The following is a 25484-nucleotide window of genomic DNA, read 5'->3' on the forward strand; positions in this document are numbered from 1 at the left end:
CCTTCAACGCGATGCGGTTCGCGAAGACGTGGATGGCCGGGTCAAGCCCGGCCATGACGAGAGAAGACCGGTTGTAAGGTCTTTACACCGTCCGGCACAGGCGGCGCGGCACTTGGACCGGCCGCGTTCCGCACTCGCGAACGACACGGCTTTCGTCTCTGAAGGCATAGACTTAAGGCGTATGTGTCTCCGGAACGACGGGCCGCAGAAGGGCTCGCATTCCAATAACCCAAGGAATTCAATCGCGAAGCCTCGCGGGCGATGTGTCAATCATTGACAACGTGACAGAGCCCCTTTTGTAAAGCTTCACACCTGGACCTTTACGCGCCTTCCGGCGCGCGAACGCGCCGGATAGTTCCTCGTTCAACCCATCTGAAAACCGAGGAACACGACCGTGGCTTATCAAGATCAGATCGCACAGGCACACCGCATGATCGAGGAGGCCGGCACCTGGAGCGGCATCGATCCGGAATCGGTGGCGCGCATGCGCCTGCAGAACCGCTTCCGCACCGGTCTCGACATCGCGCGCTACACCGCGAAGATCATGCGCGAGGACATGGCGGCCTACGATGCCGATCCGTCCCTCTACACGCAGTCGCTCGGCTGCTGGCACGGCTTCATCGGCCAGCAGAAGATGATCTCGATCAAGAAGCATTTCGGCTCCACGCAGCGTCGTTATCTCTATCTCTCCGGCTGGATGGTCGCCGCCCTGCGCTCCGAGTTCGGGCCGCTGCCCGACCAGTCGATGCACGAGAAGACCAGCGTGCCCGCCCTGATCGAGGAGCTCTACACCTTCCTGCGCCAGGCCGACGCGCGCGAGCTCGGGCTCCTGTTCCGCGATCTCGACGCGGCGCGCAAAAGCGGCAATTCGATCCGCGAGCGTGAGCTTCTCAACGCCATCGACAATCATCAGACCCATGTCGTGCCGATCATCGCCGACATCGACGCAGGGTTCGGCAACGCGGAAGCGACGTATCTCCTCGCCAGGAAGATGATCGAGGCGGGCGCGTGCTGCCTCCAGATCGAGAACCAGGTGTCGGACGAGAAGCAATGCGGCCACCAGGACGGCAAGGTCACCGTTCCGCACGAGGACTTCATCGCCAAGCTGCGCGCCGTGCGCTACGCCTTCCTCGAGCTCGGCGTCGATGACGGCCTCATCGTGGCGCGCACGGATTCCCTCGGCGCGGGCCTGACGAAGCAGATCGCCTTCAGCCGCGAGCCCGGCGACATCGGCGACCTCTACAACAGCTTCCTGGATTGCGAGGAGATCACGCCCGAGACCTGCGTCAACGGCGATGTGGTCATCAACCGGAACGGCACGCTGATGCGTCCGAAGCGGCTCGCGAGCAACCTCTTCCAGTTCCGCCCCGGCACGGGCGAGGACCGCTGCGTGCTCGACTGCATCACCGCCCTCAAGAACGGCGCCGACCTTCTGTGGATCGAAACCGAGAAGCCGCATGTGGAGCAGATCGCCGGCATGGTCGACCGCATCCGCGAGGTCATTCCGAATGCGAAGCTCGTCTACAACAACTCGCCGTCCTTCAACTGGACCATCAATTTCCGCCAGCAGGTCTACGATGCCTGGGAGAAGGCCGGAAGGGACGTTTCGTCCTACGACCGCGCGAAGCTCATGAGCGTTGATTACGACGAGACCGAGCTTGCCAAGGAGGCCGACGAGCGCATCCGCACCTTCCAGGCGGAGGGCTCCCGGCGAGCGGGCATCTTCCACCATCTCATCACGCTGCCGACCTATCACACGGCGGCGCTCTCCACCGACAACCTCGCGAAGGAATATTTCGGCCGCGAGGGCATGCTGGGCTATGTCCGCAACGTGCAGCGCCAGGAGATCCGCCAGGGCATCGCCTGCGTGAAGCATCAGAACATGGCGGGCTCCGACATCGGCGACGACCACAAGGAGTATTTCGCCGGCGAGGCCGCGCTTAAAGCGGGCGGCGCGCACAACACGATGAACCAGTTCGGGTGATGCATCGGACGTGAAACGTCTCTCATCGTAGCCTCTCTCGTCATGGTCCTCTCCCGTCATGCCCGCGCTCGTCGCGGGCATCCACGTCTTGAGAAACACACCGGGTCGAAGGCGTGGATACCCGGCCCAAGGCCGGGCATGACGGGGAGAATGTCAGGCCCGCACTTTCACCGGCCGCGATCCGCTTTGCTCTTTCAAGCTTGAGAGTCGAACCAGAGCCCTTGTCCGCCGTTGGATAGCAGGACCGAGGCGGCCGTTCTCCGGCATGTCCGATCCGGTCGCGCCGGAGAGCACCATGGCCAAGCGCATTCTTCTGATCGCGATTCTCGGTCTGGCTCTGGCGGCTGGCCTCTACGTCCTCCTGTTCCGCTCGTCCGGGGAAGCGCCCGCGCCCCAAACCGCTTCCGCTGCCGCGATGCCCCCGCCCCAGGTCGGAATCGTCACGGTTCAGCCCGCCGATGTGCCGTATCCGGTCGAATATGCCGGGCGCGTGGCGGGCTTTCGCGACGTGGAGGTGCGCCCGCGGGTCGGTGGACTCCTGCTCGAGCGCACCTTCGAGGAGGGCGCGAAGGTCACCGAGGGCCAGGTGCTCTTCCGGATCGATCCGGCCACCTACGAGGTAGCCGTGAGCCGGGCCGAGGCGCAGCTGAAGCAGGCGCAGGCCGCCCTGTATCAGGCCCAGCAGAATTTCGAGCGCGTCGAGCCGCTTGCCCGACGCGGAGTCTCGACGGACGTGCAGCTTGAAGACGCCCGCTCGCAGCGGGATCAGGCGCAGGCCGGCGTGCAGCTCGCAGAAGCGGAAGTCCGCAACGCGCAGCTGAACCTGAGCTATACCACGGTGACCGCGCCCGCGACCGGCACAACGGCGCTTCAATCTCCTCCGGTCGGCGCTCTCATCCAGGCGCAGCAGACCCTGCTGACCACGATCTCGCAGCTCGATCCGGCCTATGTGAACTTCTCCATTCCCGACGCGGAATGGCGCGCCTTCCAGGCCCTCAACGAGCGGCGGGACAAGCCGATTTCGGAAAAGGAGCTGAAGGTCGAGCTGCGCTTCGCGCAGGAATCGTCCTATCCGCAGCCCGGCAGGATCGACACGGCGGCCCAGCGGGTCGACCTGCAGACCGGGACGGTCCAGGCGCGGGCCATCTTCCCCAATCCCGACGGCGTCCTGCTTCCCGGCCAGTTCGTGCGCGTGCGGATCACCGGCATCACGCTGCCCGATTCCATCGTGATCCCGCAGCAGGCGGTCAGCCAGGGGCCGCAGGGCCCGATGGTCTACGTGCTCGGCGAGAACGACGTCGCCCAGGTCCGGCCGATCCGCTTGGGGCCCGAGGTTCCGGCGGGCTGGGTGGTGCGCGAAGGCCTGAGCGGGGGCGACAAGGTGGTGGTCGACGGCGTGATCCGGGTGCGTCCCGGACAGGCCGTCCGGCCGGTGGTCATGGCAGCCGCGGAGACGGCCGGCGCGGCGGCTGCGGGCTCCCGCGCAACGGGGACGCGGCCATGATCTCGAAATTCTTCATCGACCGCCCGATCTTCGCCTCCGTCCTGTCCATCGTGATCGTGCTCGTGGGCCTGATCGCCATGCGGATCCTGCCCGTGGCGCAATATCCCGAAATCGTGCCGCCCCAGGTGGTGGTCTCCGCCACGTATCCGGGAGCGAGCGCCGAGACCATCGCCGAGACGGTCGCGGCTCCCCTGGAGCAGCAGGTCAACGGCGTCGAGAACATGATCTACATGCAATCGACCTCGACGGGCTCCGGCACCATGAGTCTGTCCGTGTACTTTCAGACCGGCACCGATGCGGATCAGGCCACGATCAACGTCAACAACCGCGTCCAGCGCGCGAATGCGGTGCTGCCCGAGGAGGTGCGGCGGCAGGGCGTGACGGTCACGAAACGGTCGTCCTCGATCCTGCAGATCGTCGCCCTGTCCTCGCCCGACCGGCGCTACGACACGATCTACATCTCCAATTACGCCCTGGTGAACGTCATCGACGAGTTGCGCCGCACGCCCGGCGTCGGCGACGCCTCGCTCTTCGGCGCGTCGGATTACTCAATGCGCATCTGGCTCAGGCCCGACAAGGTCGCCCAGTACAATCTCACGCCCGGCGACATCGCGGCGGCCATCCGCGACCAGAACGCCCAGTTCGCCGCCGGCCGCTTCGGCGAGGAGCCGATGCCCGGCCGCCAGACCTTCACCTATTCGGTCACGACGCAGGGACGTCTCGCGGATCCGCGCGAGTTCGAGCAGATCATCCTGCGCTCGGACGAGAACGGCGGAGCCTTGCGGCTCAAGGACGTGGCGCGGGTGGAGCTCGGCTCCCTGAACTATTCCACCGTGGCGACGCTCAACGGTGCGCCGACGGTGCCGATCGGCATCTATCTCCAGCCCGACGCCAACGCACTGGAGGTTTCCGCCGCCGTCAACGCCACGATGGCGCGGCTCGCGCAGCGCTTTCCCGACGGGCTGCGCTACGACGTGCCCTTCAACACCACGACCTTCATCGAGGTCTCCATCGACGAGGTGATCCGCACCTTCATCGAGGCCATCGTGCTGGTGGTGATCGTGGTCTTCCTCTTCCTGCAGAACTGGCGCGCGACGCTGATTCCGCTGCTCGCGGTTCCGGTCTCCATCATCGGCACCTTCGCGGGCATGTATGCGCTCGGCTTCTCGATCAATCTGCTGACCCTCTTCGGGCTCATCCTCGCCATCGGCATCGTGGTGGATGACGCCATCATCGTGCTCGAGAACGTCGAGCGCATCATGACGACGGAAGGCAAGCCGCCGCGCGAGGCCGCCATCCAGGCGATGCGCGAGGTGAGCGGGCCGGTGATCGCCGTGGTGCTCGTGCTCTGCGCGGTGTTCATTCCCGTCTCCTTCCTCGGCGGGCTGGCGGGCGAGCTCTACCGGCAATTCGCGGTCACGATCGCCGTGTCGGTGGTGATCTCCGGCATCGTCGCGCTGACGCTGACGCCCGCGCTCTGCGCGCTTCTGCTCAAGCCGGGACATCGGGAGCCCTGGCGTCCGTTCCGCGTCTTCAACCGCGGTTTCGACGCGGTGACGCGCGCCTTCACGTCGGCTACCGCGTTCTTCCTGCGCCACGCGGTGGCGGCCCTGGCGATCATCGCGCTCATGTTCGGCGCGACCTGGTGGCTGTTCGAGCGCGTCCCCGGCGGCCTCGTGCCCGCGGAGGATCTCGGGACCGTCTTCGTCGTGACGATGCTGCCGCCCGCGGCATCCCTCGACCGCACCCTCGCCGTCACAGGCAAGGTGACGGAGGGCCTCACGCAGAATCCCGCCGTCGCCGACGTGGTGACCCTCGCGGGCTACGATTTCCTGTCGGGCGCGCAGAAGACCAATGCGGGCGTATCCTTCGTCACGCTCAAGGACTGGTCCGAGCGCACCGATCCGCGGCTCGACGCGCGCAATCTCGCGCCCTCCTTCGCGTCCCTCAACGCCGACTTCCGCGACGGGATCGTGATCGGCTTCAACCCGCCGCCGATCATAGGCCTGAGCACCACGGGAGGCTTCGAGTTCTACCTGCAGGACCGCTCCGGCGGCAGCCTGGAGAATCTCGCGCAGGCCGCCCAGAGCGTGGTTCAGGCCGCCAACCGGCGCCCCGAGCTCGCGGGCGTGTCCACCACCTTCAACACGGGCGTGCCGCAATACCGGATCAACGTGGATCGCGACAAGGCGAAGGCGCTCGGCGTGCCGATCACGGCGATCTTCGACACGATGCAGAGCACCTTCGGCAGCCTCTACGTGAACGATTTCAGCCTGTTCGGCCGCACCTACCGGGTGAGCCTCTCCTCGGAGCCTGCGTTTCGGCAATCGCCCGACGACCTGCGGCACGTCTTCGTGCGCTCCGGCAGCGGCGCCATGATTCCGCTCAACGTTCTCGTGACCAGCACGCGCATCTCGGGGCCGGACGTGGTCGATCGCTTCAATGTGTTTCCGGCGGCCAAGATCCAGGGCAATCCGGCTCCCGGATTTTCGTCCGGCCAGGCGATCGCCGCCATGGAGCAGGTGGTGGCGCAGACCCTCTCCTCGGATTACTCGATCGGCTGGACGGGCTCCGCGTATCAGGAGCTGCAATCGGCCGGAACCGGATCGCAGGGATTCCTGCTCGGCCTCGTGATGGTGTTCCTCATCCTCGCCGCGCAATACGAACGCTGGTCGCTGCCCTTCGCCGTCATCACGGCGGTGCCGTTCGCGGTCTTCGGAGCGATCCTGGCGATCTGGCTGCGCGGCATCGAGAACGACATCTACTTCCAGGTCGGCCTGGTCACACTGATTGGGCTCTCCGCCAAGAACGCGATCCTCATCGTCGAGTTCGCGGCCGAGCGCTACCGTGAGGGCGCTTCCGTCTTCGACGCCGCTCTTGAAGCGGCGCGGCTGCGCTTTCGCCCCATCGTGATGACGTCGCTCGCCTTCATCCTCGGCGTCGTGCCGCTCGCCATCTCGACGGGCGCGGGCTCGGCCAGCCGCCACTCGGTCGGCACGGGCGTCATTGGCGGCATGCTCGCAGCGACCTTCCTCGCCATCCTGTTCGTGCCCCTGTTCTTCCGGCTGGTGACACGCGAGAAAAAGCGACGGAGGAAGGGCGCTCACGTAACGGCACCCGAAGCGCAGGGCTGAGGAAGCCGCCCGATCCTGTCGATGACGCGATCAGGGGCGGGGAAACGCGCCGACAAGGCCATTGACGCCCATCACGCACGTGACGCCCATCACGCACGCGGAAAACGCCGCGATTCCTGCCGTGTGGGAACTGTCCCGTCGCGTCGACAAGGCCAGGCACTCGTGCGTCCGGGACCCAGGCTGGTCCGCACGAGGTCGCCACATTTCATGGCGAATCTCCCAGCCGACCGGGCACTGCACAGGGACCAGATGCGAATCCGGCCGTGCCGGGCCGCATGGCCGCTGAATGGAACAGGATGAGCGATGCCGAAAAGCAGCGGCTTCGAAAGACATGCGCCGGCGTGCTCGCATCCCCCGACGGCTACGAAGCCGATCTGACCGCCTTGTGCCGGTTCATGAGCCGCGTCTCTTCGCGCTGACGGGACGTCCTGCATGAGTGGGCGGCTGCCCGCTCATGCAACCCGCAGGCCTCAATTCTCCATGTGGATCAAGCCCATAGCAGCCGAGGAGGGCGCAATGATGCGTCCTCGATGAGGATGATGGATGGCAGGCGGGAAGAGAGATTCATGAGGTCTTGGTGGAGCTGAGGGGATTCGAACCCCTGACCTCTGCAGTGCGATTGCAGCGCTCTCCCATCTGAGCTACAGCCCCGGTCGCTTCATCAGACCAAGCGGGCCGAGTTTTATGCCTCCTCGCTTCGGTCTGTCAATCGGTGAGAGAGCGCTCGGAGGTCGCCTTTTGGGGGAGAGGGCCGTTTTTGAGGGGCCGCCGGGTTGTTCAGCCCCGCTTGGGAGGTTACATGAGCAGCGCCCGATCCCGACAGGTTTCCCATGCGCGCTCTGTTCGAAGTCATCCTGGTTGCCCTGCAGCTCTACACCTACCTGATCATCGCCTCGGCGATCCTGAGCTGGCTGGTGGCGTTCAACGTGGTCAACACCCGCAGCGAGTTCGTCCGCTCCATCTGGAAGTTCCTGGATGCGGTGACGGAGCCTGCCCTGCGGCCGATCCGCAACATCATGCCCAATCTCGGCGGCGTGGACATCTCGCCGGTCATCCTGATCCTGCTGATCATGCTGGTGGACCGGGCCATCCGCTACTACATCCTGCCCTACGTCTTCTAGCGGGAGGGAGGGCTTGAGCCTGCCCTGGCGCATCCGGCCCGACGGTCTCGAGGTCCGCGTCCGCGTGACGCCGAAAGGGGGACGCGATGCGGTGGACGGGGTGGAGGCGCTCTCCGACGGCAAGCCGGTCCTGAAGGTCCGGGTGAGGGCCGCGCCGGAGGACGGAGCGGCCAACGAGGCCGTGAGGCGCCTGCTCGCCAAGACGTTGAGGCTGCCGGCCTCCGCGGTGAGCCTCGAGGCGGGCGCGACCGCCCGGCTGAAGACATTACTGATTTCCGGCGAGGGGCAGACCCTTGCCAAGGATCTCGCCGCTTTGACAGGACTGACTCCATGACCGCCACGATCATCGACGGAAAAGCCTATGCCCAGGGCCTTCGCGCCCGCATCGCGGATGCGGTGAAGGATCTCTCGGGCCGGGGCGTGACTCCGGGGCTGGCCGTCGTGATCGTGGGCGAGGATCCGGCGAGCCAGCTCTATGTGAAGAACAAGGCCCGCCAGACCGTGGAAGTGGGCATGCGCTCCTTCGAGCACGTGCTCCCCGCCTCCACCCCCGAGGCGGAACTGCTGGCGCTCGTCGCCCGGCTCAACGCCGATCCGGCGGTGGACGGCATTCTCGTTCAGCTGCCGCTCCCGAAGCAGATCGATGCGCAGAAGGTGATCGAGGCCATCGATCCGGCGAAGGACGTGGACGGCTTCCACCCGATCAACGCGGGCAAGCTCATGACCGGCGTGCCCGGTCTCGTCTCCTGCACGCCCTTGGGATGCCTGCTGCTCATCCAGTCCGTGCGCCGCGATCTCGGCGGCCTCGACGCCGTGGTGGTGGGCCGCTCCAACATCGTCGGCAAGCCCATGGCGCAGCTGCTGATCGCCCAGAGCTGCACGGTGACGGTGGCCCATTCCAAGACCCGCGACCTTCCTGAGGTCTGCCGCGCGGCCGATATCCTGGTCGCCGCCGTCGGGCGGCCCGAGATGGTGCGGGGCGATTGGGTCAAGCCCGGCGCCATCGTGATCGACGTCGGCATCAACCGGGTGCCGAACCCGGCCGCCGGAGAGGGCAAGACCAAGGTCGTCGGCGACGTGGCCTATGCGGAAGCGGCGCAGGTGGCCTCCGCCATCACGCCGGTCCCCGGCGGCGTCGGCCCCATGACCATCGCCTGCCTGCTGCGCAACACCCTGGAGGCCGCCTGCCTGCGCCGCGGCCTCGCGATGCCGGCGGTCGATTTCGCGGCCTGATCAGTTCGCCGCGAAGCAATAGAACAGGCCTGCGCCGCCGGTGCTCTTCAGCGCGTCCTGGCTGCATCCGCGAGAGGGGTGCGACGAATTCCAGGATCGCCCTGGAGGCCCCGGGTCGGTTCCCATGCGGTCATGGTGCCCCAGCATGGCGGAGCCGTCCGCGCCGCTCTTCGTCCAGTTGCCGCAGGTCATGTCCTGGGAACCCGGAAAGGCGGTGCCGTCCGGCTGGGACCCGGTGAGCATATCGTGCTCGTTCGGCGTGTCGCCCCGTCCCTTGACCGTCTCGCCCTTCTCGGTGAGGGCGGTCTGCTTGTTGAGGTTGTTGTTCTCACTGTGCAGGTCCGCCACGTCCTTGGCGATCACGACGCCCTTGGCGTTCTGCCACGGCCCTTTCCCGATGCGGTCGCGCGCATTGACGGCGGCCGCGCCGCCCGAGGCCTGGGTGGACAGATAGGCGCGCCAGACCTTGCCGCGAATGCCGGCCGTCTCGGCCAGAGACTGGCAATGCCGGTCGGCTCCTTCCAGGCCGCCGAGATCCGCGCCCTTGCCCGAGCCCACGCTGGTGACGAAGAAGGTGGTGTCGGCGGAAGTGCCGGTGCTCTGGGCGTGCGCGCCGATGGGCAGGGCCGCGAGAAGGCCCATCATCGGCCATATCGGTGTCGTTCTGTTCATTCGATCCTCCCGTGCTTGTTTCAGCAGGTGCAGGACACTGCTGCCGCGCTAAGGATCTTCGCCGTCCTGCGGCGTTTTGAAGGCAGGAGAAGAGGAGATGAATTCCCAAACTCGTGATCGGGCTCGGAGCGTTCGCGGCGAGTTCGATGCAAGGGCGCGTCCTAGGCCCTTCGCCGCAGGTGCTCCGCCAGCTGCCGGGCCGAGGGCGGCAGGTCCTTGAGCGAGCGGATGCAGAGGGTGAGATCGCGGGCGGCCCAGGGATCATCCAGAACGACGCTCTGGATCGCCATGGTGCGGGTGGCGGGCTGGGCAGTGGTTTCGGGCACGATGCCGAGGCCTACTCCGGCCTCCACCATGCGGCAGACGGCATCGAAGCTGCGCAGCTGGACCCTCAGGCGCAGGGGCTTTCCGATCCGGCTGGCCTTGCTCGACAGAAAGCGCTGAAGGGCGCTCGCCCGGTCGAGGCCCACGAAATCGTGGTCCAACACCTCGGCGAAGGCGATGCTCGACCGGGAGGCGAGGGGGTGTCCCTTCGGGACCACGAGCACGAAGCGGTCGCTGCGGAAGGGATAGGTCTCGAGCTGGCCGGTCTCCACCGTCCCCGCGACGATTCCGATATCGCCCACGCCCTCGGCGATCAGCCCCACGATCTCGTCGCTCAGGCGCTCCTCCAGGTCGATGGAGACCTGCGGATGCTGGGCCAGAAAGGCCCCGAGGGCCTCGGGCAGGAACTCGGTCAGCGCATTGGTGTTGGAGAGAATCCGGATCTGGCCCGCCAATCCGCCCGTATAGGTGCCGAGATCCTCCTTCAGCCTCTCGGCCTGCGCCAGGAGCGTGCGGGCGTGCTGGAGCAGGGTTCTGCCGGCGGGGGTCGGCGTGACCCCGGCGCGGGTGCGCACAAGGAGAGGGGCCCCCAGCGACTTCTCCATGTTGCGGATGCGAGTGCTCGCGGCGGCCAGCGCCAGATGGGCTCGCTCGGCTCCGTGGGTGATGCTGCCCGCCTCGACCACATGGCGGAACAGGCTCAGATCGGTGAGGTCGAATTGCATAGGTATCCTTCGTCATTCGCGAAGGGAGATAAGAATAATTAAAAATTGCGCGTTATGCGAGCCCGGTGCATCTTCGTCACTGACGAAGTGTGCCTCTTGTAACCATCTTGGGCGGAAGGCGCATTGCGGTGTTCCCGCGCTTCCGATACGAACCATTCCGAACTTTAGGGCGATCATCTCGCCGATCAGGAGTGAAAGCTATGGCTGAGGCGAAAGTGGCCCCGCGGCCCTTGTCCCCGCATCTTCAGATTTACCGGTGGAGCTGGACGATGGCCATGTCCGTCTTCCACCGCGCCACGGGCATTGCCCTTTATGCCGGCATCGCGCTTTTCGCGATCTGGCTCGTGGCCCTGGCCTCCGGCCCCACGGCCTTCGACGCCGTACAGGGGTTCTTCGGATCTCCGATCGGTTATCTGATCCTCTTCGGCTATACCTGGGTGCTGATGCACCACATGCTCGGCGGCGTGCGCCATCTGGTGTGGGATTTCGGCTACGGCATGGAAGCCGTCCAGCGCATCAACATGGCCCGCTTCACCCTCGTCGGCTCGATCGTGCTCACCGTCGCGATCTGGGTCATCGCGTTCCTCGTGTTCTAAGGAGAGAGCCATGGCCGACAACAGGGCTGATACCCGCGTTTCCATGCGCACCCCGCTCGCCCGCGTGAAGGGCCTCGGCGCGTCCGGGCACGGCGTCGAGCATTGGTGGATCCACCGCGTCACGGCGGTGTCGAACATCCCGCTCATTATTTCCTTCGTGATCATCGTCGCGGCGCTGGCGGCCTCGCCCTCCTATCAGGAGGCCATCGCCATCGTGTCGCATCCGCTGGTAGCGATCATCCTCATCCTCGCCGTGATCTCGGTCGCGAACCACATGCGGCTGGGCATGCAGATCATCATCGAGGATTACGTGCACGAGAAGGGCACCAAGATCGCCGCTCTCATCGCGAACAACTTCTACGCGGTGATCGTCGGCGTGGCGTGCCTTTATGCCATCCTCAAGGTCAGCCTCGGCCGCATCCTGGTTTAAGGAATACTCTCATGGCTCAAGCAACGAACGGCGCAGCCATCAACGGCAAGGCCTACAACATCGTCGACCACACCTTCGACGTGGTGGTCGTGGGCGCGGGCGGCGCGGGTCTTCGCGCCACCGTCGGCTGCTCGCAGGCGGGTCTCCGCACCGCCTGCATCACCAAGGTGTTCCCCACCCGCTCGCACACGGTCGCGGCGCAGGGCGGCATCTCCGCCTCGCTCGGCAACATGGGGCCCGACGACTGGCGCTGGCACATGTACGACACCGTGAAGGGGTCGGACTGGCTCGGCGACCAGGACGCCATCGAGTATCTGGTGCGCAACGCTCCGGCCGCTGTCTATGAGCTGGAGCACTGGGGCGTCCCTTTCTCCCGCACGGCGGAAGGCAAGATCTACCAGCGTCCCTTCGGCGGCATGACCACCGATTTCGGCAAGGGCACCGCGCAGCGGACCTGCGCCGCCGCCGACCGCACGGGCCATGCGATCCTGCATACGCTCTACGGCCAGGCGGTGAAGCACCAGACCAACTTCTTCATCGAGTACTTCGCCCTCGACCTGATGATGGACTCGGACGGCCGCTGCATCGGCGTGGTGGCTCTCGACCAGTCGACCGGCGAGATCCACCGGTTCCGCGCCCACATGACGATCCTCGCCACCGGCGGCTACGGACGCGCGTATTTCTCCGCGACCTCGGCCCATACCTGCACGGGCGACGGCAATGCCATGGTGCTGCGCGCGGGCCTGCCGCTGCAGGACATGGAGTTCGTGCAGTTCCACCCGACCGGCATCTACGGCGCGGGCTGCCTCATCACCGAGGGCGCGCGCGGCGAGGGCGGCTACCTCACCAACTCGGAAGGCGAGCGCTTCATGGAGCGCTACGCGCCCTCCGCCAAGGACCTTGCCTCCCGTGACGTCGTGTCCCGCGCGATGACCATGGAGATCCGCGCCGGCCGCGGCGTGGGCAAGAACAAGGACCACATCTATCTCCACCTCGATCACCTCGACCCGAAGATCCTGCACGAGCGCCTGCCCGGCATCTCGGAAAGCGCGAAGATCTTCGCGGGCGTGGACGTGACGAAGGAGCCGATCCCGGTTCTGCCGACCGTGCACTACAACATGGGCGGCATCCCGACGAACTATCACGGCGAAGTGCTGACCCTGAAGAACGGCAACCCCGACACGGTGGTGCCCGGCCTCATGGCGCTCGGCGAAGCGGCCTGCGTGTCCGTGCATGGCGCGAACCGCCTGGGCTCGAACTCGCTCATCGACCTCGTGGTGTTCGGCCGCGCGGCCGGCCTGCGCTGCGCCGAGATCCTGGAGCCGAACGCGCGCCACGCGGACCTGCCCAAGGGCGCCGACGAGCTCGCGCTCTCGCGCCTCGACAAGTTCCGCTACGCCAATGGCTCGACCCCGACCGCGCAGCTGCGTCTCCAGATGCAGAAGACCATGCAGAACAACTGCGCGGTGTTCCGCACCGGCGACGTTCTCGAAGAGGGCAAGAAGCTCATCCACGACGTCTGGAACGCCGCTGCCGACGTCAAGGTCACGGATCGTTCGCTCATCTGGAACACCGACCTTCTCGAGACGCTCGAGTTCGACAACCTCATCGGGCAGGCGGTCGTCACCATGGAAGGCGCGGCCAACCGCGAGGAATCCCGCGGCGCCCACGCCCGCGAGGACTTCACCGAGCGCGACGACAAGAACTGGATGAAGCACACGCTGGCATGGCTCGACGACACCACCCACAAGGTGACCCTCGATTACCGTCCGGTGCACACCTACACCATGTCGAACGACATCCAGTACATCGAGCCGAAGGCTCGCGTGTACTAACGACCCCCGTCATGGCCGGGCTCGCCCCGGCCATCCACGTCTCACCACGCCAAAGCGGAGCAAAGGCGCGGATACCCGGCACGAGGCCGGGCATGACGAAGTAGAGGCAAGGTAAGTCCTAATGGCCCAATTCACGCTTCCCAAGAATTCCCAGTACACCGAAGGCAAGTCCTGGCCGAAGCCGGCTGGGGCCGCCAATCTCCAGGAGTTCCGCATCTACCGCTGGAACCCGGACGACGGCGCCAATCCGCGCATCGATACCTACTACATCGACCGCGACGATTGCGGCCCGATGGTCCTCGACGCGCTGCTCTGGATCAAGAACAACGTCGACTCGACCCTGACCTTCCGCCGCTCCTGCCGCGAAGGCATCTGCGGGTCCTGCGCCATGAACATCATGGGCAAGAACACGCTGGCCTGCACGCTCGGCATCGAGGATTGCGAGTCGGATTCGATCAAGATCTATCCGCTGCCGCACATGCCGGTGCTGAAGGATCTGGTGCCCGACCTCACGAGCTTCTTCGCCCAGCACGCCTCCATCCAGCCCTGGCTGCAGACGGAGACCGCGCAGCCCGAGACGGAATGGCGCCAGACGCCCGAGGAGCGCTCCAAGCTCGACGGCCTCTACGAGTGCATTCTCTGCGCCTGCTGCACCACCTCGTGCCCGAGCTATTGGTGGAACGGCGACCGCTTCCTGGGCCCGGCAGCCCTGCTTCAGGCCTATCGCTGGCTCATCGACAGCCGCGACGAGGCCACCGGCGAGCGTCTCGACAACCTGCATGATCCTTTCCGGCTCTATCGCTGCCACACGATCATGAACTGCGCCAACACCTGCCCGAAGGGCCTTAACCCGGCGAAGGCCATCGCCGAGGTGAAGAAGATGATGGTGGCGCGGGTCGTCTGATCAGACGAAAAGCCTAGCGCGGCACGAATGTTTTATTATAACACTCCGGAAGTGACCCTCTGGCCATTTCCGGAGTTTTTTCATGCCCGTTCTTCTCGCCATTCTCGGGGCGCTCGGCGCCGCCGCCTTCTGGATGTACCGCCTTCGCGACATGGGCCATGCGGCCGGGGAAGCCGTCGATGCCGCCCAGCGCCTGAGGGGGGCCTACAGACGCAAGCAATTCCGCAGGAAAGCGGAAAGCTCGCCCATCGAAGCGGTGGACGATCCGGCCGCGGCGGCGGCGGCCATGCTGATCGCCTTGGCTTCCGAGCGTGGAAGCCTCAGCCAGGCGGCGGAACAGGCCATCAAAGCCGAGATGCAGCACGTGATGGGCTTGACCCAGATCGACGAGGCTTTCACCTTTGCAAGATGGGTGGCGGGGCATGCCACGGATCCCAACACCCTCTCCTTGAGGTTCGCGAAACTGTGGTTGGCCACTCTCGAAATGCCGCAACGGGAGGATATCCTCGACATGGCGAAACGGGTGGCGGAAGCGGACGGCGAGCCGACCACTGGGCAAATCAGTGCGCTCAAGCTCCTGCGCGACCGTCTCGGCTTGACTCGGCCCTGATCTCTGCCATTTCACGAGACCTGCCACGATCGTTCCTTGAGATTCAATCCCTAAGTCACGAGAAGCTCCTGCTGCCATGATCGACATGACCCGACGTGCCTATGCTCTGACCGCTACCCTTTGCGCCGTGCTGGCGCTCGGTGCATGCTCCTCCACGCGCTTCGGCGGACCGGGGATGGGCAGCGCATCCGCGGCGCCCGTGTCGCCGGCGCCGATCGAGGCGGTCCCGTCCGGCCCCGTCGAATCCGCGCCCCTCGCCCCCATCGAAGGCCAGGCGCTCCCGCCGATCGCCGGCGCGCCCGCTCCCCTGGGTTCCGGCCTGGCCCCGGCCCCCGGCACCGATGTCGCCGGCCTGCCTCCGGCCGCAGCACCGGCCCCCGCTGCCCCCGCCAGCCGCACGGCCATGGTGGGCAACTGGAGCGCGCGGGACGCCTCCGGAAAAGCGTGCCGCATCCAGCTGTCGAGCACTCCCGCGCTCGATCTCTATCGGGCCTCCGCCTCAGGCTGCTCCAATCAGGATCTTTCGAAGGTGAACGCCTGGGACTACCGCGACGGCGAGGTTTACCTCTATCAGACCGGCGGCTCCGTGGCGGCGCGCCTGCGCGGCTCCTCGTCCGGCCTCTCGGGCGTGCTCGCCAAGTCCGGCGCGCCTCTGTCGCTGTCGCGATAATCACATTGCCCTTGCGTCAAGTGAACGGTATCGGTTGACCCGTGACCGATACCGATTTCCACCCGCCGCAATCCATCACCGCCCGCTACGATGCGCTCGTCGCCTCAGGCGCGATCGAGCGCGATCCCGCGCAGGTGAAACTCCTGCGGCAGCTCGAGGCGCTGGCGGGCAGCCTCGGCGGCTATCGCCTCGCCCGCAAGCCCAGCGCCCTGGGCTGGCTCTTCAGCAAGAAGAATCCGGCCCCGCCGAAAGGCCTCTATGTCTGGGGCTCGGTCGGGCGCGGCAAGACCATGCTCATGGACCTGTTCTTCGAGGCGCTGCCGGTCAGGCGCAAGCGCCGGGTCCATTTCCATGCCTTCATGGCCGATGTGCATGAACGCATCCACGACTTCCGGCAAAAGCTGAAGACGGGGGCCGTCAAGGGGGACGACCCCATCGCTCCCGTCGCCGATGCCCTGGCCGAGGAGGCCTGGGTTCTCTGCTTCGACGAATTCACCGTCACCGACATCGCCGATGCGATGATCCTGGGCCGCCTGTTCACGGCGCTCTTCGCCCACGGGGTCGTGGTGATCGCCACCTCCAATGTGGAGCCGCAGCACCTCTACGAGGGTGGCCTCAACCGGGCTCTGTTCCTGCCTTTCATCGCGCTGCTGCAGGAGCGGATGACGATCGTGAAGCTCGAATCCCGCACGGATTTCCGGCTGGAAAAGCTCGCGGGCAGCCCGGTCTTCTACACGCCTGCCGACGAGCGGTCCCATGCGGCGCTCTCCCATGCCTTCAAAAGCCTTACGGGCCGCGAGCAGGGCAAGCCTGCGACGCTCACCGTCAAGGGCCATCCCGTCGAGGTGCCGCAGGCCGCCTCCGGCGTGGCGCGGTTCTCCTTCGAGGATCTCTGCTCGAAGCCGCTCGGCGCAGCCGATTACCTCGCCATCGCCGACGAATACGAGACGATCATTCTCGAGAACATCCCCAGGATGACGTTCGAGCGCCGCAACGAGGCCAAGCGGTTCATCATGCTCGTGGATGCGCTCTACGACGCCCGCGTGAAGCTGCTCGCTTCCGCCGAGGCGGAGGCCCACGAGCTTTATCAGGCCGATACGGGGCGCGAGGCGTTCGAATTCGACCGCACGGTCTCGCGCCTCATCGAGATGCGCTCGGAGGAATATCTCTCGCTTCCCCACGGGCGCGAGGAATCGGGCAGTTCGGAAGGCCTGGTCGAGACCTGAGTTCCGTCAGCCGAGAAACAGGCTGGCTATGAGGGCGATGACGGTCAGCCCCATGAGCAGGGTCGCGCCCCATCCCGTCCAGGCGAGCCAGGTCTTGACCGTATAATCGCCCAGCACGCGCCTGCTGGTGACGATGCCCATCATCATTCCCATGATGGGGGCGGCCGCGATGCCGTTGATCACGGCGCTCCAGAGCAGCAGCTTGATCGGATCGATGCCGGATAAGGCCAGCAGGATGCCCAAGCATGCCGCGCCGCCGAGGATGAGGTAGAAGCCGCGCGCTTCGAGCACGTTCAGTTCGAGGCTGCTTCGCCAGCCGAAGGCATCGGCCACCGCGTAGGCGGCGGAGCCCCCGAGAACCGGCACGGCGAGCAGGCCGGTCCCGATGATTCCCGCGGCGAACACGAAGAAGGTGAAGGGACCTGCAATCGGCCGCAGGGCCTCGGCGGCCTGTGAGGCGGTCTGGATATCGGTAACGCCGCTGGCATGCAGGGTCGCTGCGGTCGTCACGATGATGAAGAACGCGACGGCGTTCGACAAAGCCATCCCGATCCAGGTGTCGATGCTGATGTCGGTGAGCCGCGCCTTCGCCCTTTGCGGCGAGCGCGAGAAGCTCCTGAGATGCTTCAGGTTGTCTTCCTCCACCTCCTCGGCCGCCTGCCAGAAGAAGAGATAGGGGCTGATGGTGGTGCCCAGAATGGCGACCACGAGGAACCAGTAATCCGCATCGGACGAGAGATGCGGCAGAAGGGTCGCCGCCAGAACCTCGCCCCAGCGCACATGGACGCTGAAGGCCGCCGCCACATAGGCGAAGAGGACGAGGGTCAGGAATTTCAGATAGGGGGCGTAGCGCCGGTAGGAGATGAAGACTTCGAGCACGAGGCAGAAGAGGCCGAAGGCGGCGGCATAGACGTGGGCGGGGCCGCCGATCAGCATCTGGAGAGCCTCGCCCATGGCCGCGAGGTCCGCTGCGATGTTGATGATGTTGGCGCCGCAGAGCAGGGCGACCAGCCCCATCACGAGAGGACGCGGGTAGATGGTCCGGGCATTCGCGACGATCCCGCGTCCTGTCACCGCGCCGATCCGGGCGCTGATGATCTGAATGGCCGCCATGAAGGGCGTCGTCAGAAACACCGTCCAGAGCAGGCCGAAGCCCGTCTGGGCGCCGGCCTGAGAATAGGTGGCGATCCCGCTGGGGTCGTCGTCGGCCGCGCCCGTGATGAGCCCCGGGCCCAGCAGGTTGAATAGGGATCGGCGATGTCTTGGCACAGGCTTGGTCATGCCGGGTCCTATCGGAGAGCGTATCGCAACGCCTCCATAATAGGCGCGCCGGGGGCAGGGGGCGTCAAGCTCAGTCCGGTCTGGCGCGGGCTGTGTCGCGATGCTATCGCTGCCGGGGCATTCCCAAGGGGTGAGGACCGATCCGGCGATGATCGCCTCCGATCCTCCCGCATCCAGGCCGGACATCATGAAGAACGCGCGCCATACGGTGCCGGTGGACGTACAGCTTCTCAATATCGCAGCCGAGCAGCTGCGCCGGCACGGGCCCAAGCAGGTCACCGTGGTGGGCATCGCCGACGCCGCCGGCATGACCCATGCCAATGTCTACCGCTACTTCGCCTCGAAAGCGGCGCTCATCGACGCGATCGCGGGGCAGTGGCTGCGGCGGATGGAGGCGATCATCGCCGACATCGCGGATTCGCCCGATCCGGCCGACGACAAGCTGGAGCGGCTGATCCAGGCCTGGGCCCACACGCATCGGGAGCTGCTGAAGGAGGACCGCCACCTCTTCAATGTCTATTGCTCCGCCACCGAAACCTCCAGGGCCCTCGTCCGCAAGCACCGTGCCCGGATGAGGGTTCTCATCGAGCGGGTGCTGGACGAGGGCATCGTCACGGGCAAATTCGATCCGCGGGACCGGGAAAGGGCGCTTCATTTCATCAGCGACGCGGTCTATCGCTTCATCAATCCCCTGACCGTGCGCCTCGATGCGGACGTGCCGCAGGACATCCTGGACCAGCGTCTGGCCGCGATGGTCAGGGTCGTCCTCAGGTCCCTGGAGATCGGCACGATCTAGCTTGAGTTACATTTTGCAAAAAATGTAACAGGAAATATTGCCGCACATAGGTGGCGATAAGCTGTTGAAACCACGACTTTATTTCGCGCGTTCGGGACGGTGTGCAGCTCCCGGATGCCCTAAAGTGTAACCCGTTAACCTTTTGCTGGCTTGAAGCGTCCCCATTTCTGGTGTCAAAGAGCGCCACCTTTTATAAGGCGCTAGCCTTACCAACATCCAAGGACAGACCATGGCCCGGAAAAAGATCGCGCTCATCGGTGCAGGCCAGATCGGCGGAACGCTCGCCCATCTCGTCGGCTTGAAGGAACTCGGCGACGTCGTTCTCTTCGACATCGCGGAAGGCATCCCCCAGGGCAAAGGTCTCGACATTGCGGAATCCGCGCCGGTCGACGGCTTCGACGCCAAGTACAAGGGCGCCAACGACTATGCCGCCATCGAAGGCGCCGACGTGATCATCGTCACCGCCGGCGTGCCGCGTAAGCCCGGCATGAGCCGCGACGACCTGATCGGCATCAACCTGAAGGTCATGGAAGCGGTCGGCAACGGCATCAAGCAATATGCTCCGAACGCCTTCGTCATCTGCATCACCAACCCGCTCGACGCCATGGTCTGGGCTCTCCAGAAGTTCTCGGGCGTGAAGCCTGAGAAGATCGTCGGCATGGCCGGCGTTCTCGACAGCGCCCGCTTCCGCCACTTCCTCGCCGAGGAATTCAACGTGTCGGTCGAGGACGTGACCGCCTTCGTGCTCGGCGGCCACGGCGACGACATGGTGCCGCTCGTGCGCTACTCCACGGTGGCCGGCATCCCGCTGCCCGACCTCGTGAAGATGGGCTGGACCTCGCAGGAGAAGCTCGACGCCATGGTCGAGCGCACCCGCAAGGGCGGCGGCGAGATCGTCAACCTGCTCAAGACCGGATCGGCCTTCTACGCTCCGGCCGCTTCCGCCATCGCCATGGCCGAGAGCTACCTGAAGGACAAGAAGCGCGTTCTGCCCTGCGCCGCTTACCTGAACGGCCAGTACGGCGTGAAGGACATGTTCGTCGGCGTGCCGATCGTGATCGGCGAGAACGGCGTCGAGCGCGTCGTCGAGGTCGAGTTCTCGGGCGAAGAGAAGGCGATGTTCGAGAAGTCCGTGGCGTCCGTGCAGGGCCTCGTGGACGCCTGCAAGCAGATCAATCCGTCGCTCGCGTAAACACCGTACGTCATGGCCGGCCTCGTGCCGGCCATCCACGTCTTCAACCGCCACGCCGCGAAGGCGTGGATGCCGGGGCAAGCCCTGAGCATGACGGAGAGGAAAACACATGAATATCCACGAATACCAGGGCAAAGCCATTCTCCGGGAGTTCGGCCTGCCGGTCTCCAATGGCGTCGCCATCTTCTCCGCCGACGAGGCGGAAGCCGCTGCAAAGCAGCTCGGCGGCCCTCTCTGGGTCGTGAAGTCCCAGATCCACGCGGGCGGCCGCGGCAAGGGCAAGTTCAAGGAAGCCGACGCGGGCGAGAAGGGCGGCGTGCGTCTCGCCAAGTCCGTCGACGAGGTGAAGCAATTCGCCCAGCAGATGCTCGGCAAGACCCTCGTCACCGTGCAGACCGGCGAAGCCGGCAAGCAGGTCAACCGCCTCTACATCGAGGACGGTTCCGACATCGAGCGCGAGCTCTATCTCTCCATGCTCGTCGACCGCGCCACGGGCCAGGTCGCCTTCGTCGTCTCCACCGAGGGCGGCATGGACATCGAGCAGGTCGCCCACGACACCCCTGAGAAGATCGTCACCTTCTCGGTCGACCCGGCCACCGGCATCATGCCCCATCACGGCCGCACGGTCGCCAAGGCTCTCGGCCTCAAAGGCCCGCTCGCCAAGGAGGCCGAGGATCTGGTCACGAAGCTCTACAAGGCCTTCACCGCGAAGGACATGGAGATGCTCGAGATCAACCCGCTGATCGTCACGCAGGACGGTCACCTGAAGTGCCTCGACGCCAAGATCTCCTTCGACGGCAACGCTCTCTACCGTCACCCCGACGTGGTCGCGCTGCGCGACATCACGGAAGAGGACGAGAAGGAAATCGAGGCCTCCAAGTACGACCTCGCCTACATCGCTCTCGACGGCACCATCGGCTGCATGGTCAACGGCGCGGGCCTCGCCATGGCGACCCTCGACATCATCAAGCTCTACGGCGAAGAGCCGGCGAACTTCCTCGATGTCGGCGGCGGCGCTTCGGAAGAGAAGGTGACGGCGGCGTTCAAGATCATCACCGCCGACCCGAACGTGAAGGGCATCCTGGTCAACATCTTCGGCGGCATCATGAAGTGCGACGTCATCGCCCGCGGCGTTCTCGCCGCCGTGAAGGCGGTCGGCCTGCAGGTTCCGCTGGTGGTGCGCCTCGAGGGCACGAACGTCGAAGAGGGCAAGAAGATCATCCGCGAGTCGGGCCTCAACGTGATCCCGGCGGACGACCTCGACGACGCCGCCCAGAAGATCGTGAACGCCGTGCGCGGCGGAAAGTAAGGTTTCGAGCTGATGTCCATCCTCATCGACAAGAACACCAAGGTCATCTGCCAGGGCTTCACCGGCAAGAACGGGACCTTCCACTCCGAGCAGGCCATCGCCTACGGCACCAAGATGGTCGGCGGCACCTCGCCCGGTAAGGGCGGCTCCACGCATCTCGGCCTCCCTGTCTTCGACACGGTGATGGAAGCCCGCGAGGCGACCGGCGCCGACGCATCCGTGGTCTATGTCCCGCCGCCGGGCGCGGCCGACGCCATCTGCGAGGCGATCGCCGCCGAGATCCCGCTCATCGTCTGCATCACGGAAGGCATCCCGGTGCAGGACATGGTGAAGGTGAAGCGCTCCCTCTCGGGCTCCAAGTCGCGCCTCATCGGCCCGAACTGCCCCGGCATCGTCACCGCCGGTGAATCGAAGATCGGCATCATGCCGGCCAACATCTTCAAGCCCGGCTCCGTCGGCATCGTGTCGCGCTCCGGCACGCTCACCTATGAGGCCGTGTTCCAGACCACGAGCGAGGGCCTCGGCCAGACCACCGCCGTCGGCATCGGCGGCGACCCGGTGAAGGGCACCGAGTTCATCGACATGCTCGACATGTTCCTCTCCGACCCCAAGACCGAGTCGATCATCATGATCGGCGAGATCGGCGGCTCGGCCGAGGAAGAGGCGGCCGAGTTCATCGCCCGTGAGGCCAAGAAGGGCCGCAAGAAGCCGATGGTCGGCTTCATCGCCGGCCGGACGGCGCCTCCCGGACGCCGCATGGGCCATGCCGGCGCGATCATCTCCGGCGGCAAGGGCGGCGCGGAAGACAAGATCGCCGCCATGGAAGCTGCGGGCATCCGCGTGTCGCCATCCCCAGCCCGCCTCGGCAAGACGCTCGTCGAGGTTCTCAAGGGTCAATAACAAGAACTGGCCGCCCCGCTGTCGGGGCGGCCGATCAGCTTTCTGGATTGTAGGTTGCCATGGCACGCCAAGACGCCAACGAAAACTTCCTGAACACCGCTTTCCTCTATGGGGCCAACGCGTCCTATATCGAGGAGCTTCAAGCCCGCTATGAGAAGGATCCGTCCTCGGTCGATGCCGAGTGGCAGGCGTTCTTCGGCGCGTTGAAGGACGACAAGCAGGCTGTCGAGAAGGCGGCCAAGGGTCCTTCCTGGGAGAAGCCGAACTGGCCGATCCACGCCAATGGCGAATTGATTTCCGCCCTCGACGGCAACTGGGCCCAGGTCGAGAAGGCCGTCGGCGACAAGATCAAGGCGAAGGCTCAGGCCAAGGGCGCCGAGATCAGCCAGGCCGACGTGCAGCAGGCGACCCGCGATTCCGTGCGCGCCATCATGCTGATCCGCTCCTACCGGGTGCGCGGCCATCTTCATGCGAAGCTCGACCCGCTCGGCATCAACCCGCGTCCGAGCGACGAGGAGCTGCATCCGTCCCATTACGGCTTCACGGAAGCCGACTGGGATCGCAAGATCTTCCTCGACAACGTGCTCGGCCTCGAGTTCGGCACGATCCGCGAGATCGTCGCCATCCTCGAGCGCACCTATTGCCAGACCCTCGGCGTCGAGTTCATGCACATCTCCGATCCGGTCGAAAAGGCCTGGATCCAGGAGCGCATCGAGGGACCCGACAAGGAGATCACCTTCACGAAGGAAGGCAAGCGCGCCATCCTCAACAAGCTCGTGGAGGCCGAGGGCTTCGAGAAGTTTCTCGATCTCAAATACACCGGCACGAAGCGCTTCGGCCTCGATGGCAGCGAGTCGCTCATTCCGGCGCTCGAGCAGATCATAAAGCGCGGCGGCAATCTCGGCGTGCAGGAGATCGTGCTCGGCATGGCCCACCGTGGCCGTCTCAACGTTCTCACGCAGGTGATGGGCAAGCCGCACCGCGCCCTGTTCCACGAATTCAAGGGCGGCTCCTTCGCGCCCGACGACGTGGAGGGCTCCGGCGACGTGAAGTACCATCTCGGCGCTTCCTCGGATCGCACCTTCGACGGCAACAACGTCCACCTGTCGCTCACCGCCAACCCCTCGCACCTCGAGATCGTCGATCCCGTGGTGCTCGGCAAGGTTCGCGCCAAGCAGGACCAGCACGGCTGCACGCCCGACAACCGCACCGCGGTGATGCCGCTCCTCATCCACGGCGACGCGGCCTTCGCGGGCCAGGGCGTCGTGGCGGAATGCCTGGGCCTGTCCGGCCTGCGCGGTCACCGTACCGGCGGATCGATCCACTTCATCATCAACAACCAGATCGGCTTCACGACGGATCCGCGCTTCTCGCGCTCCTCGCCGTACCCGTCCGACGTGGCCAAGATGGTCGAGGCGCCGATCTTCCACGTGAACGGCGATGATCCGGAGGCGGTGGTGTTCGCTGCGAAGGTCGCGACCGAGTACCGTCAGCGCTTCCAGAAGCCCGTCGTCATCGACATGTTCTGCTACCGCCGCTTCGGCCACAACGAAGGCGACGAGCCGTCGTTCACGCAGCCGCTGATGTACCGCAAGATCCGGTCGCATCCGTCGATCACGGAGGTCTATTCCAAGAAGCTCCTCGACGAGGGAGTCGTCACGGAGGCCGACCTCGAGGAGATGAAGAACAGCTGGCGCTCCAAGCTCGACGCCGAGTTCGACATCGCGTCCAATTACAAGCCCAACAAGGCCGACTGGCTCGACGGCCGCTGGTCGGGCCTCAAGGCCGTGCGCGAGGATCAGGACGATCCGCGCCGCGGCAAGACGGGCGTGTCCGCCGCGACCCTGCAGCAGATCGGCAAGGCGCTGACCACGGTTCCGGAGGGCTTCCACGTCCACCGCACGATCCAGCGCTTCCTCGACAACCGCAAGAAGATGCTGGAAACCGGCGAGGGAATCGATTGGGCCATGGCCGAGGCGCTCGCCTTCGGTTCGCTGCTCGTCGAAGGCCATCGCGTGCGCCTGTCCGGTCAGGATTGCGAGCGCGGCACCTTCTCGCAGCGCCACTCGGTTCTCACCGACCAGGAGAACGAGGAGCGCTACACCAACCTCAACCACATCAGCGAGAACCAGGCCCGCTACGAGGTCATCAACTCGATGCTCTCGGAAGAGGCGGTGCTGGGCTTCGAGTACGGCTACACCCTCTCCGAGCCCAACGCGCTGACCCTGTGGGAAGCGCAGTTCGGCGACTTCGCCAACGGCGCGCAGGTGGTGTTCGACCAGTTCATCTCGTCGGGCGAGCGCAAGTGGCTGCGCATGTCGGGTCTCGTCTGCCTTCTGCCGCACGGCTACGAGGGCCAGGGCCCCGAGCATTCTTCCGCCCGTCTGGAGCGCTATCTCCAGATGTGCGCCGAGGACAACATGCAGGTGGCCTATTGCTCGACGCCCGCCAACTACTTCCACATCCTGCGCCGTCAGCTGAAGCGCGACTTCCGCAAGCCGCTGATCCTGATGACGCCGAAGAGCCTGCTGCGCCACAAGCGCTGCACCTCGACGCTCGCCACGATCTCGGAGGGCACGTCCTTCCATCGCGTCCTGCAGGACGACGCGCAGACGGGCCGTGACGGCATCAAGCTGGTGAAGGACGACAAGATCCGGCGCGTCGTGATCTGCACGGGCAAGGTCTATTACGACCTGCTCGAAGAGCGCGAGAAGCGGGGCATCGACGACGTCTACCTGCTGCGCGTCGAGCAGCTCTATCCGTTCCCGGCGAAGTCGCTGGCGGCCGAGCTCTCGCGCTTCAAGAAGGCGGACGTGGTGTGGTGTCAGGAAGAGCCCAAGAACATGGGCTCCTGGACCTTCGTCGAGCCCTATCTCGAATGGGTGCTCAAGACGGCAGGCTCCAAGGTGGACCGTCCGCGCTATGTGGGCCGCCCCGCCTCCGCCGCCACCGCCACCGGCCTGATGTCCAAGCATCTGGCCCAGCTCCAGGCATTCCTCGACGAGGCTTTCGCGGCTTAACCCCGCGAAGGCTCTCAC

At 65.5% G+C, this 25484-nt stretch carries 22 protein-coding genes and 1 tRNA gene; 19 read left to right on the forward strand and 4 right to left on the reverse strand.

All coding sequences use genetic code 11. From position 1 onward, the window contains the following. Positions 1 to 394: 394 nt before the first annotated feature. The 4 genes from ACS5Q0_RS18045 to ACS5Q0_RS18060 all read left to right on the forward strand — a co-directional run bounded on the left by ACS5Q0_RS18045 (position 395) and on the right by ACS5Q0_RS18060 (position 7041). A complete protein-coding gene (locus ACS5Q0_RS18045) occupies positions 395 to 1984 on the forward strand; it encodes an isocitrate lyase (RefSeq protein WP_473128035.1) in 1590 nt (529 codons plus the stop codon). Positions 1985 to 2279: 295 nt separating this feature from the next. Continuing rightward, complete coding sequence (locus ACS5Q0_RS18050; RefSeq protein WP_473128036.1) at positions 2280 to 3488, forward strand: efflux RND transporter periplasmic adaptor subunit; 1209 nt, start codon at positions 2280 to 2282, stop codon at positions 3486 to 3488. Next, the gene (locus ACS5Q0_RS18055) at positions 3488 to 6622 is read left to right on the forward strand and encodes an efflux RND transporter permease subunit (RefSeq protein ID WP_473128095.1); all 3135 of its coding nucleotides are present in this window, start codon (positions 3488 to 3490) and stop codon (positions 6620 to 6622) included. The genes ACS5Q0_RS18050 and ACS5Q0_RS18055 overlap by 1 nt, the downstream gene beginning before the upstream one ends. 296 nt (positions 6623 to 6918) lie before the next feature. Then, positions 6919 to 7041, forward strand: a complete 123-nt coding sequence (locus tag ACS5Q0_RS18060; protein ID WP_473128037.1) for a hypothetical protein — start codon at positions 6919 to 6921, stop codon at positions 7039 to 7041. 156 nt (positions 7042 to 7197) lie between these two features. On the opposite strand, the gene ACS5Q0_RS18065 is transcribed toward ACS5Q0_RS18060, so the two are convergent. Further along, positions 7198 to 7273: transfer RNA gene (locus tag ACS5Q0_RS18065), tRNA-Ala, on the reverse strand. A gap of 179 nt (positions 7274 to 7452) precedes the next feature. Here ACS5Q0_RS18065 and ACS5Q0_RS18070 point away from each other — a divergent pair. Genes ACS5Q0_RS18070 through folD form a run of 3 tightly spaced genes read left to right on the forward strand, consistent with a single transcriptional unit; the run spans position 7453 to position 8976 of the window. Continuing rightward, positions 7453 to 7743 carry a YggT family protein gene (locus ACS5Q0_RS18070; protein ID WP_473128038.1) on the forward strand — a complete coding sequence of 97 codons (291 nt, stop codon included), beginning with the start codon at positions 7453 to 7455 and terminating at the stop codon, positions 7741 to 7743. Between the two features lie 13 nt (positions 7744 to 7756). Further along, positions 7757 to 8077 (forward strand): DUF167 family protein, encoded by a 321-nt coding sequence (locus tag ACS5Q0_RS18075; RefSeq protein WP_473128039.1) that lies wholly within the window; start codon positions 7757 to 7759, stop codon positions 8075 to 8077. Beyond that, on the forward strand, positions 8074 to 8976 hold the full coding sequence (gene folD, locus ACS5Q0_RS18080; RefSeq protein WP_473128040.1) for a bifunctional methylenetetrahydrofolate dehydrogenase/methenyltetrahydrofolate cyclohydrolase FolD: 903 nt from the start codon (positions 8074 to 8076) through the stop codon (positions 8974 to 8976). The genes ACS5Q0_RS18075 and folD overlap by 4 nt, the downstream gene beginning before the upstream one ends. Here folD and ACS5Q0_RS18085 read toward each other — a convergent pair whose 3' ends face one another. After that, positions 8977 to 9648 (reverse strand): hypothetical protein, encoded by a 672-nt coding sequence (locus ACS5Q0_RS18085; RefSeq protein WP_473128041.1) that lies wholly within the window; start codon positions 9646 to 9648, stop codon positions 8977 to 8979. It lies immediately after the preceding gene. 161 nt (positions 9649 to 9809) lie between these two features. Then, a complete protein-coding gene (locus tag ACS5Q0_RS18090) occupies positions 9810 to 10697 on the reverse strand; it encodes a LysR family transcriptional regulator (protein WP_473128042.1) in 888 nt (295 codons plus the stop codon). 200 nt (positions 10698 to 10897) lie between these two features. Between ACS5Q0_RS18090 and sdhC the strand changes: the two genes are divergently transcribed. The 7 genes from sdhC (at position 10898) to zapE (ending at position 16968) form a co-directional block, all read left to right on the forward strand. After that, entirely contained in the window at positions 10898 to 11293 is a 396-nt protein-coding gene (sdhC, locus tag ACS5Q0_RS18095; protein WP_473128043.1) for a succinate dehydrogenase, cytochrome b556 subunit, read from the forward strand. Between the two features lie 10 nt (positions 11294 to 11303). Further along, a complete protein-coding gene (sdhD, locus tag ACS5Q0_RS18100) occupies positions 11304 to 11723 on the forward strand; it encodes a succinate dehydrogenase, hydrophobic membrane anchor protein (RefSeq protein WP_473128044.1) in 420 nt (139 codons plus the stop codon). 11 nt (positions 11724 to 11734) lie between these two features. Next, complete coding sequence (gene sdhA, locus ACS5Q0_RS18105) at positions 11735 to 13558, forward strand: succinate dehydrogenase flavoprotein subunit (RefSeq protein ID WP_473128045.1); 1824 nt, start codon at positions 11735 to 11737, stop codon at positions 13556 to 13558. Positions 13559 to 13679: 121 nt separating this feature from the next. After that, on the forward strand, positions 13680 to 14462 hold the full coding sequence (locus ACS5Q0_RS18110) for a succinate dehydrogenase iron-sulfur subunit (RefSeq protein ID WP_473128046.1): 783 nt from the start codon (positions 13680 to 13682) through the stop codon (positions 14460 to 14462). 82 nt (positions 14463 to 14544) lie between these two features. Beyond that, positions 14545 to 15072: a hypothetical protein gene (locus tag ACS5Q0_RS18115; protein ID WP_473128047.1), complete on the forward strand. Its 528-nt coding sequence runs from the start codon at positions 14545 to 14547 to the stop codon at positions 15070 to 15072. Between the two features lie 76 nt (positions 15073 to 15148). Further along, positions 15149 to 15742, forward strand: a complete 594-nt coding sequence (locus tag ACS5Q0_RS18120) for an AprI/Inh family metalloprotease inhibitor (RefSeq protein WP_473128048.1) — start codon at positions 15149 to 15151, stop codon at positions 15740 to 15742. A 41-nt stretch (positions 15743 to 15783) separates the two neighbouring features. Continuing rightward, a complete protein-coding gene (gene zapE, locus ACS5Q0_RS18125) occupies positions 15784 to 16968 on the forward strand; it encodes a cell division protein ZapE (protein WP_473128049.1) in 1185 nt (394 codons plus the stop codon). Between the two features lie 6 nt (positions 16969 to 16974). Here zapE and ACS5Q0_RS18130 read toward each other — a convergent pair whose 3' ends face one another. Continuing rightward, positions 16975 to 18249: an NRAMP family divalent metal transporter gene (locus ACS5Q0_RS18130; protein WP_473128050.1), complete on the reverse strand. Its 1275-nt coding sequence runs from the start codon at positions 18247 to 18249 to the stop codon at positions 16975 to 16977. A 148-nt stretch (positions 18250 to 18397) separates the two neighbouring features. On the opposite strand from ACS5Q0_RS18130, the gene ACS5Q0_RS18135 reads away from it, so the two are divergent. From ACS5Q0_RS18135 to ACS5Q0_RS18155, 5 genes are all read left to right on the forward strand, one after another. After that, entirely contained in the window at positions 18398 to 19045 is a 648-nt protein-coding gene (locus ACS5Q0_RS18135) for a TetR/AcrR family transcriptional regulator (protein WP_473128051.1), read from the forward strand. Between the two features lie 229 nt (positions 19046 to 19274). Next, positions 19275 to 20237: a malate dehydrogenase gene (gene mdh / locus ACS5Q0_RS18140; protein WP_473128052.1), complete on the forward strand. Its 963-nt coding sequence runs from the start codon at positions 19275 to 19277 to the stop codon at positions 20235 to 20237. 109 nt (positions 20238 to 20346) lie between these two features. After that, complete coding sequence (gene sucC, locus ACS5Q0_RS18145) at positions 20347 to 21546, forward strand: ADP-forming succinate--CoA ligase subunit beta (protein ID WP_473128053.1); 1200 nt, start codon at positions 20347 to 20349, stop codon at positions 21544 to 21546. 12 nt (positions 21547 to 21558) lie between these two features. After that, a complete protein-coding gene (gene sucD, locus ACS5Q0_RS18150; protein ID WP_370435847.1) occupies positions 21559 to 22446 on the forward strand; it encodes a succinate--CoA ligase subunit alpha in 888 nt (295 codons plus the stop codon). Between the two features lie 59 nt (positions 22447 to 22505). After that, entirely contained in the window at positions 22506 to 25466 is a 2961-nt protein-coding gene (locus ACS5Q0_RS18155) for a 2-oxoglutarate dehydrogenase E1 component (RefSeq protein ID WP_473128054.1), read from the forward strand. Positions 25467 to 25484 lie beyond the last annotated feature (18 nt).

This window comes from Microvirga sp. HS2, assembly GCF_055792805.1.

Coding starts and splice junctions, on each gene's coding strand:
- ACS5Q0_RS18050 (WP_473128036.1), top strand. CDS start 2,280: ATGGCCAAGCGCATTCTTCTGATCGCGATTCTCGGTCTGGCTCTGGCG.
- ACS5Q0_RS18060 (WP_473128037.1), top strand. CDS start 6,919: ATGAGCGATGCCGAAAAGCAGCGGCTTCGAAAGACATGCGCCGGCGTG.
- ACS5Q0_RS18070 (WP_473128038.1), top strand. CDS start 7,453: ATGCGCGCTCTGTTCGAAGTCATCCTGGTTGCCCTGCAGCTCTACACC.
- folD (WP_473128040.1), top strand. CDS start 8,074: ATGACCGCCACGATCATCGACGGAAAAGCCTATGCCCAGGGCCTTCGC.
- ACS5Q0_RS18085 (WP_473128041.1), bottom strand. CDS start 9,648: ATGAACAGAACGACACCGATATGGCCGATGATGGGCCTTCTCGCGGCC.
- ACS5Q0_RS18090 (WP_473128042.1), bottom strand. CDS start 10,697: ATGCAATTCGACCTCACCGATCTGAGCCTGTTCCGCCATGTGGTCGAG.
- sdhC (WP_473128043.1), top strand. CDS start 10,898: ATGGCTGAGGCGAAAGTGGCCCCGCGGCCCTTGTCCCCGCATCTTCAG.
- sdhD (WP_473128044.1), top strand. CDS start 11,304: ATGGCCGACAACAGGGCTGATACCCGCGTTTCCATGCGCACCCCGCTC.
- sdhA (WP_473128045.1), top strand. CDS start 11,735: ATGGCTCAAGCAACGAACGGCGCAGCCATCAACGGCAAGGCCTACAAC.
- ACS5Q0_RS18110 (WP_473128046.1), top strand. CDS start 13,680: ATGGCCCAATTCACGCTTCCCAAGAATTCCCAGTACACCGAAGGCAAG.
- ACS5Q0_RS18115 (WP_473128047.1), top strand. CDS start 14,545: ATGCCCGTTCTTCTCGCCATTCTCGGGGCGCTCGGCGCCGCCGCCTTC.
- ACS5Q0_RS18120 (WP_473128048.1), top strand. CDS start 15,149: ATGATCGACATGACCCGACGTGCCTATGCTCTGACCGCTACCCTTTGC.
- ACS5Q0_RS18130 (WP_473128050.1), bottom strand. CDS start 18,249: ATGACCAAGCCTGTGCCAAGACATCGCCGATCCCTATTCAACCTGCTG.
- ACS5Q0_RS18135 (WP_473128051.1), top strand. CDS start 18,398: ATGATCGCCTCCGATCCTCCCGCATCCAGGCCGGACATCATGAAGAAC.
- mdh (WP_473128052.1), top strand. CDS start 19,275: ATGGCCCGGAAAAAGATCGCGCTCATCGGTGCAGGCCAGATCGGCGGA.
- sucC (WP_473128053.1), top strand. CDS start 20,347: ATGAATATCCACGAATACCAGGGCAAAGCCATTCTCCGGGAGTTCGGC.
- sucD (WP_370435847.1), top strand. CDS start 21,559: ATGTCCATCCTCATCGACAAGAACACCAAGGTCATCTGCCAGGGCTTC.
- ACS5Q0_RS18155 (WP_473128054.1), top strand. CDS start 22,506: ATGGCACGCCAAGACGCCAACGAAAACTTCCTGAACACCGCTTTCCTC.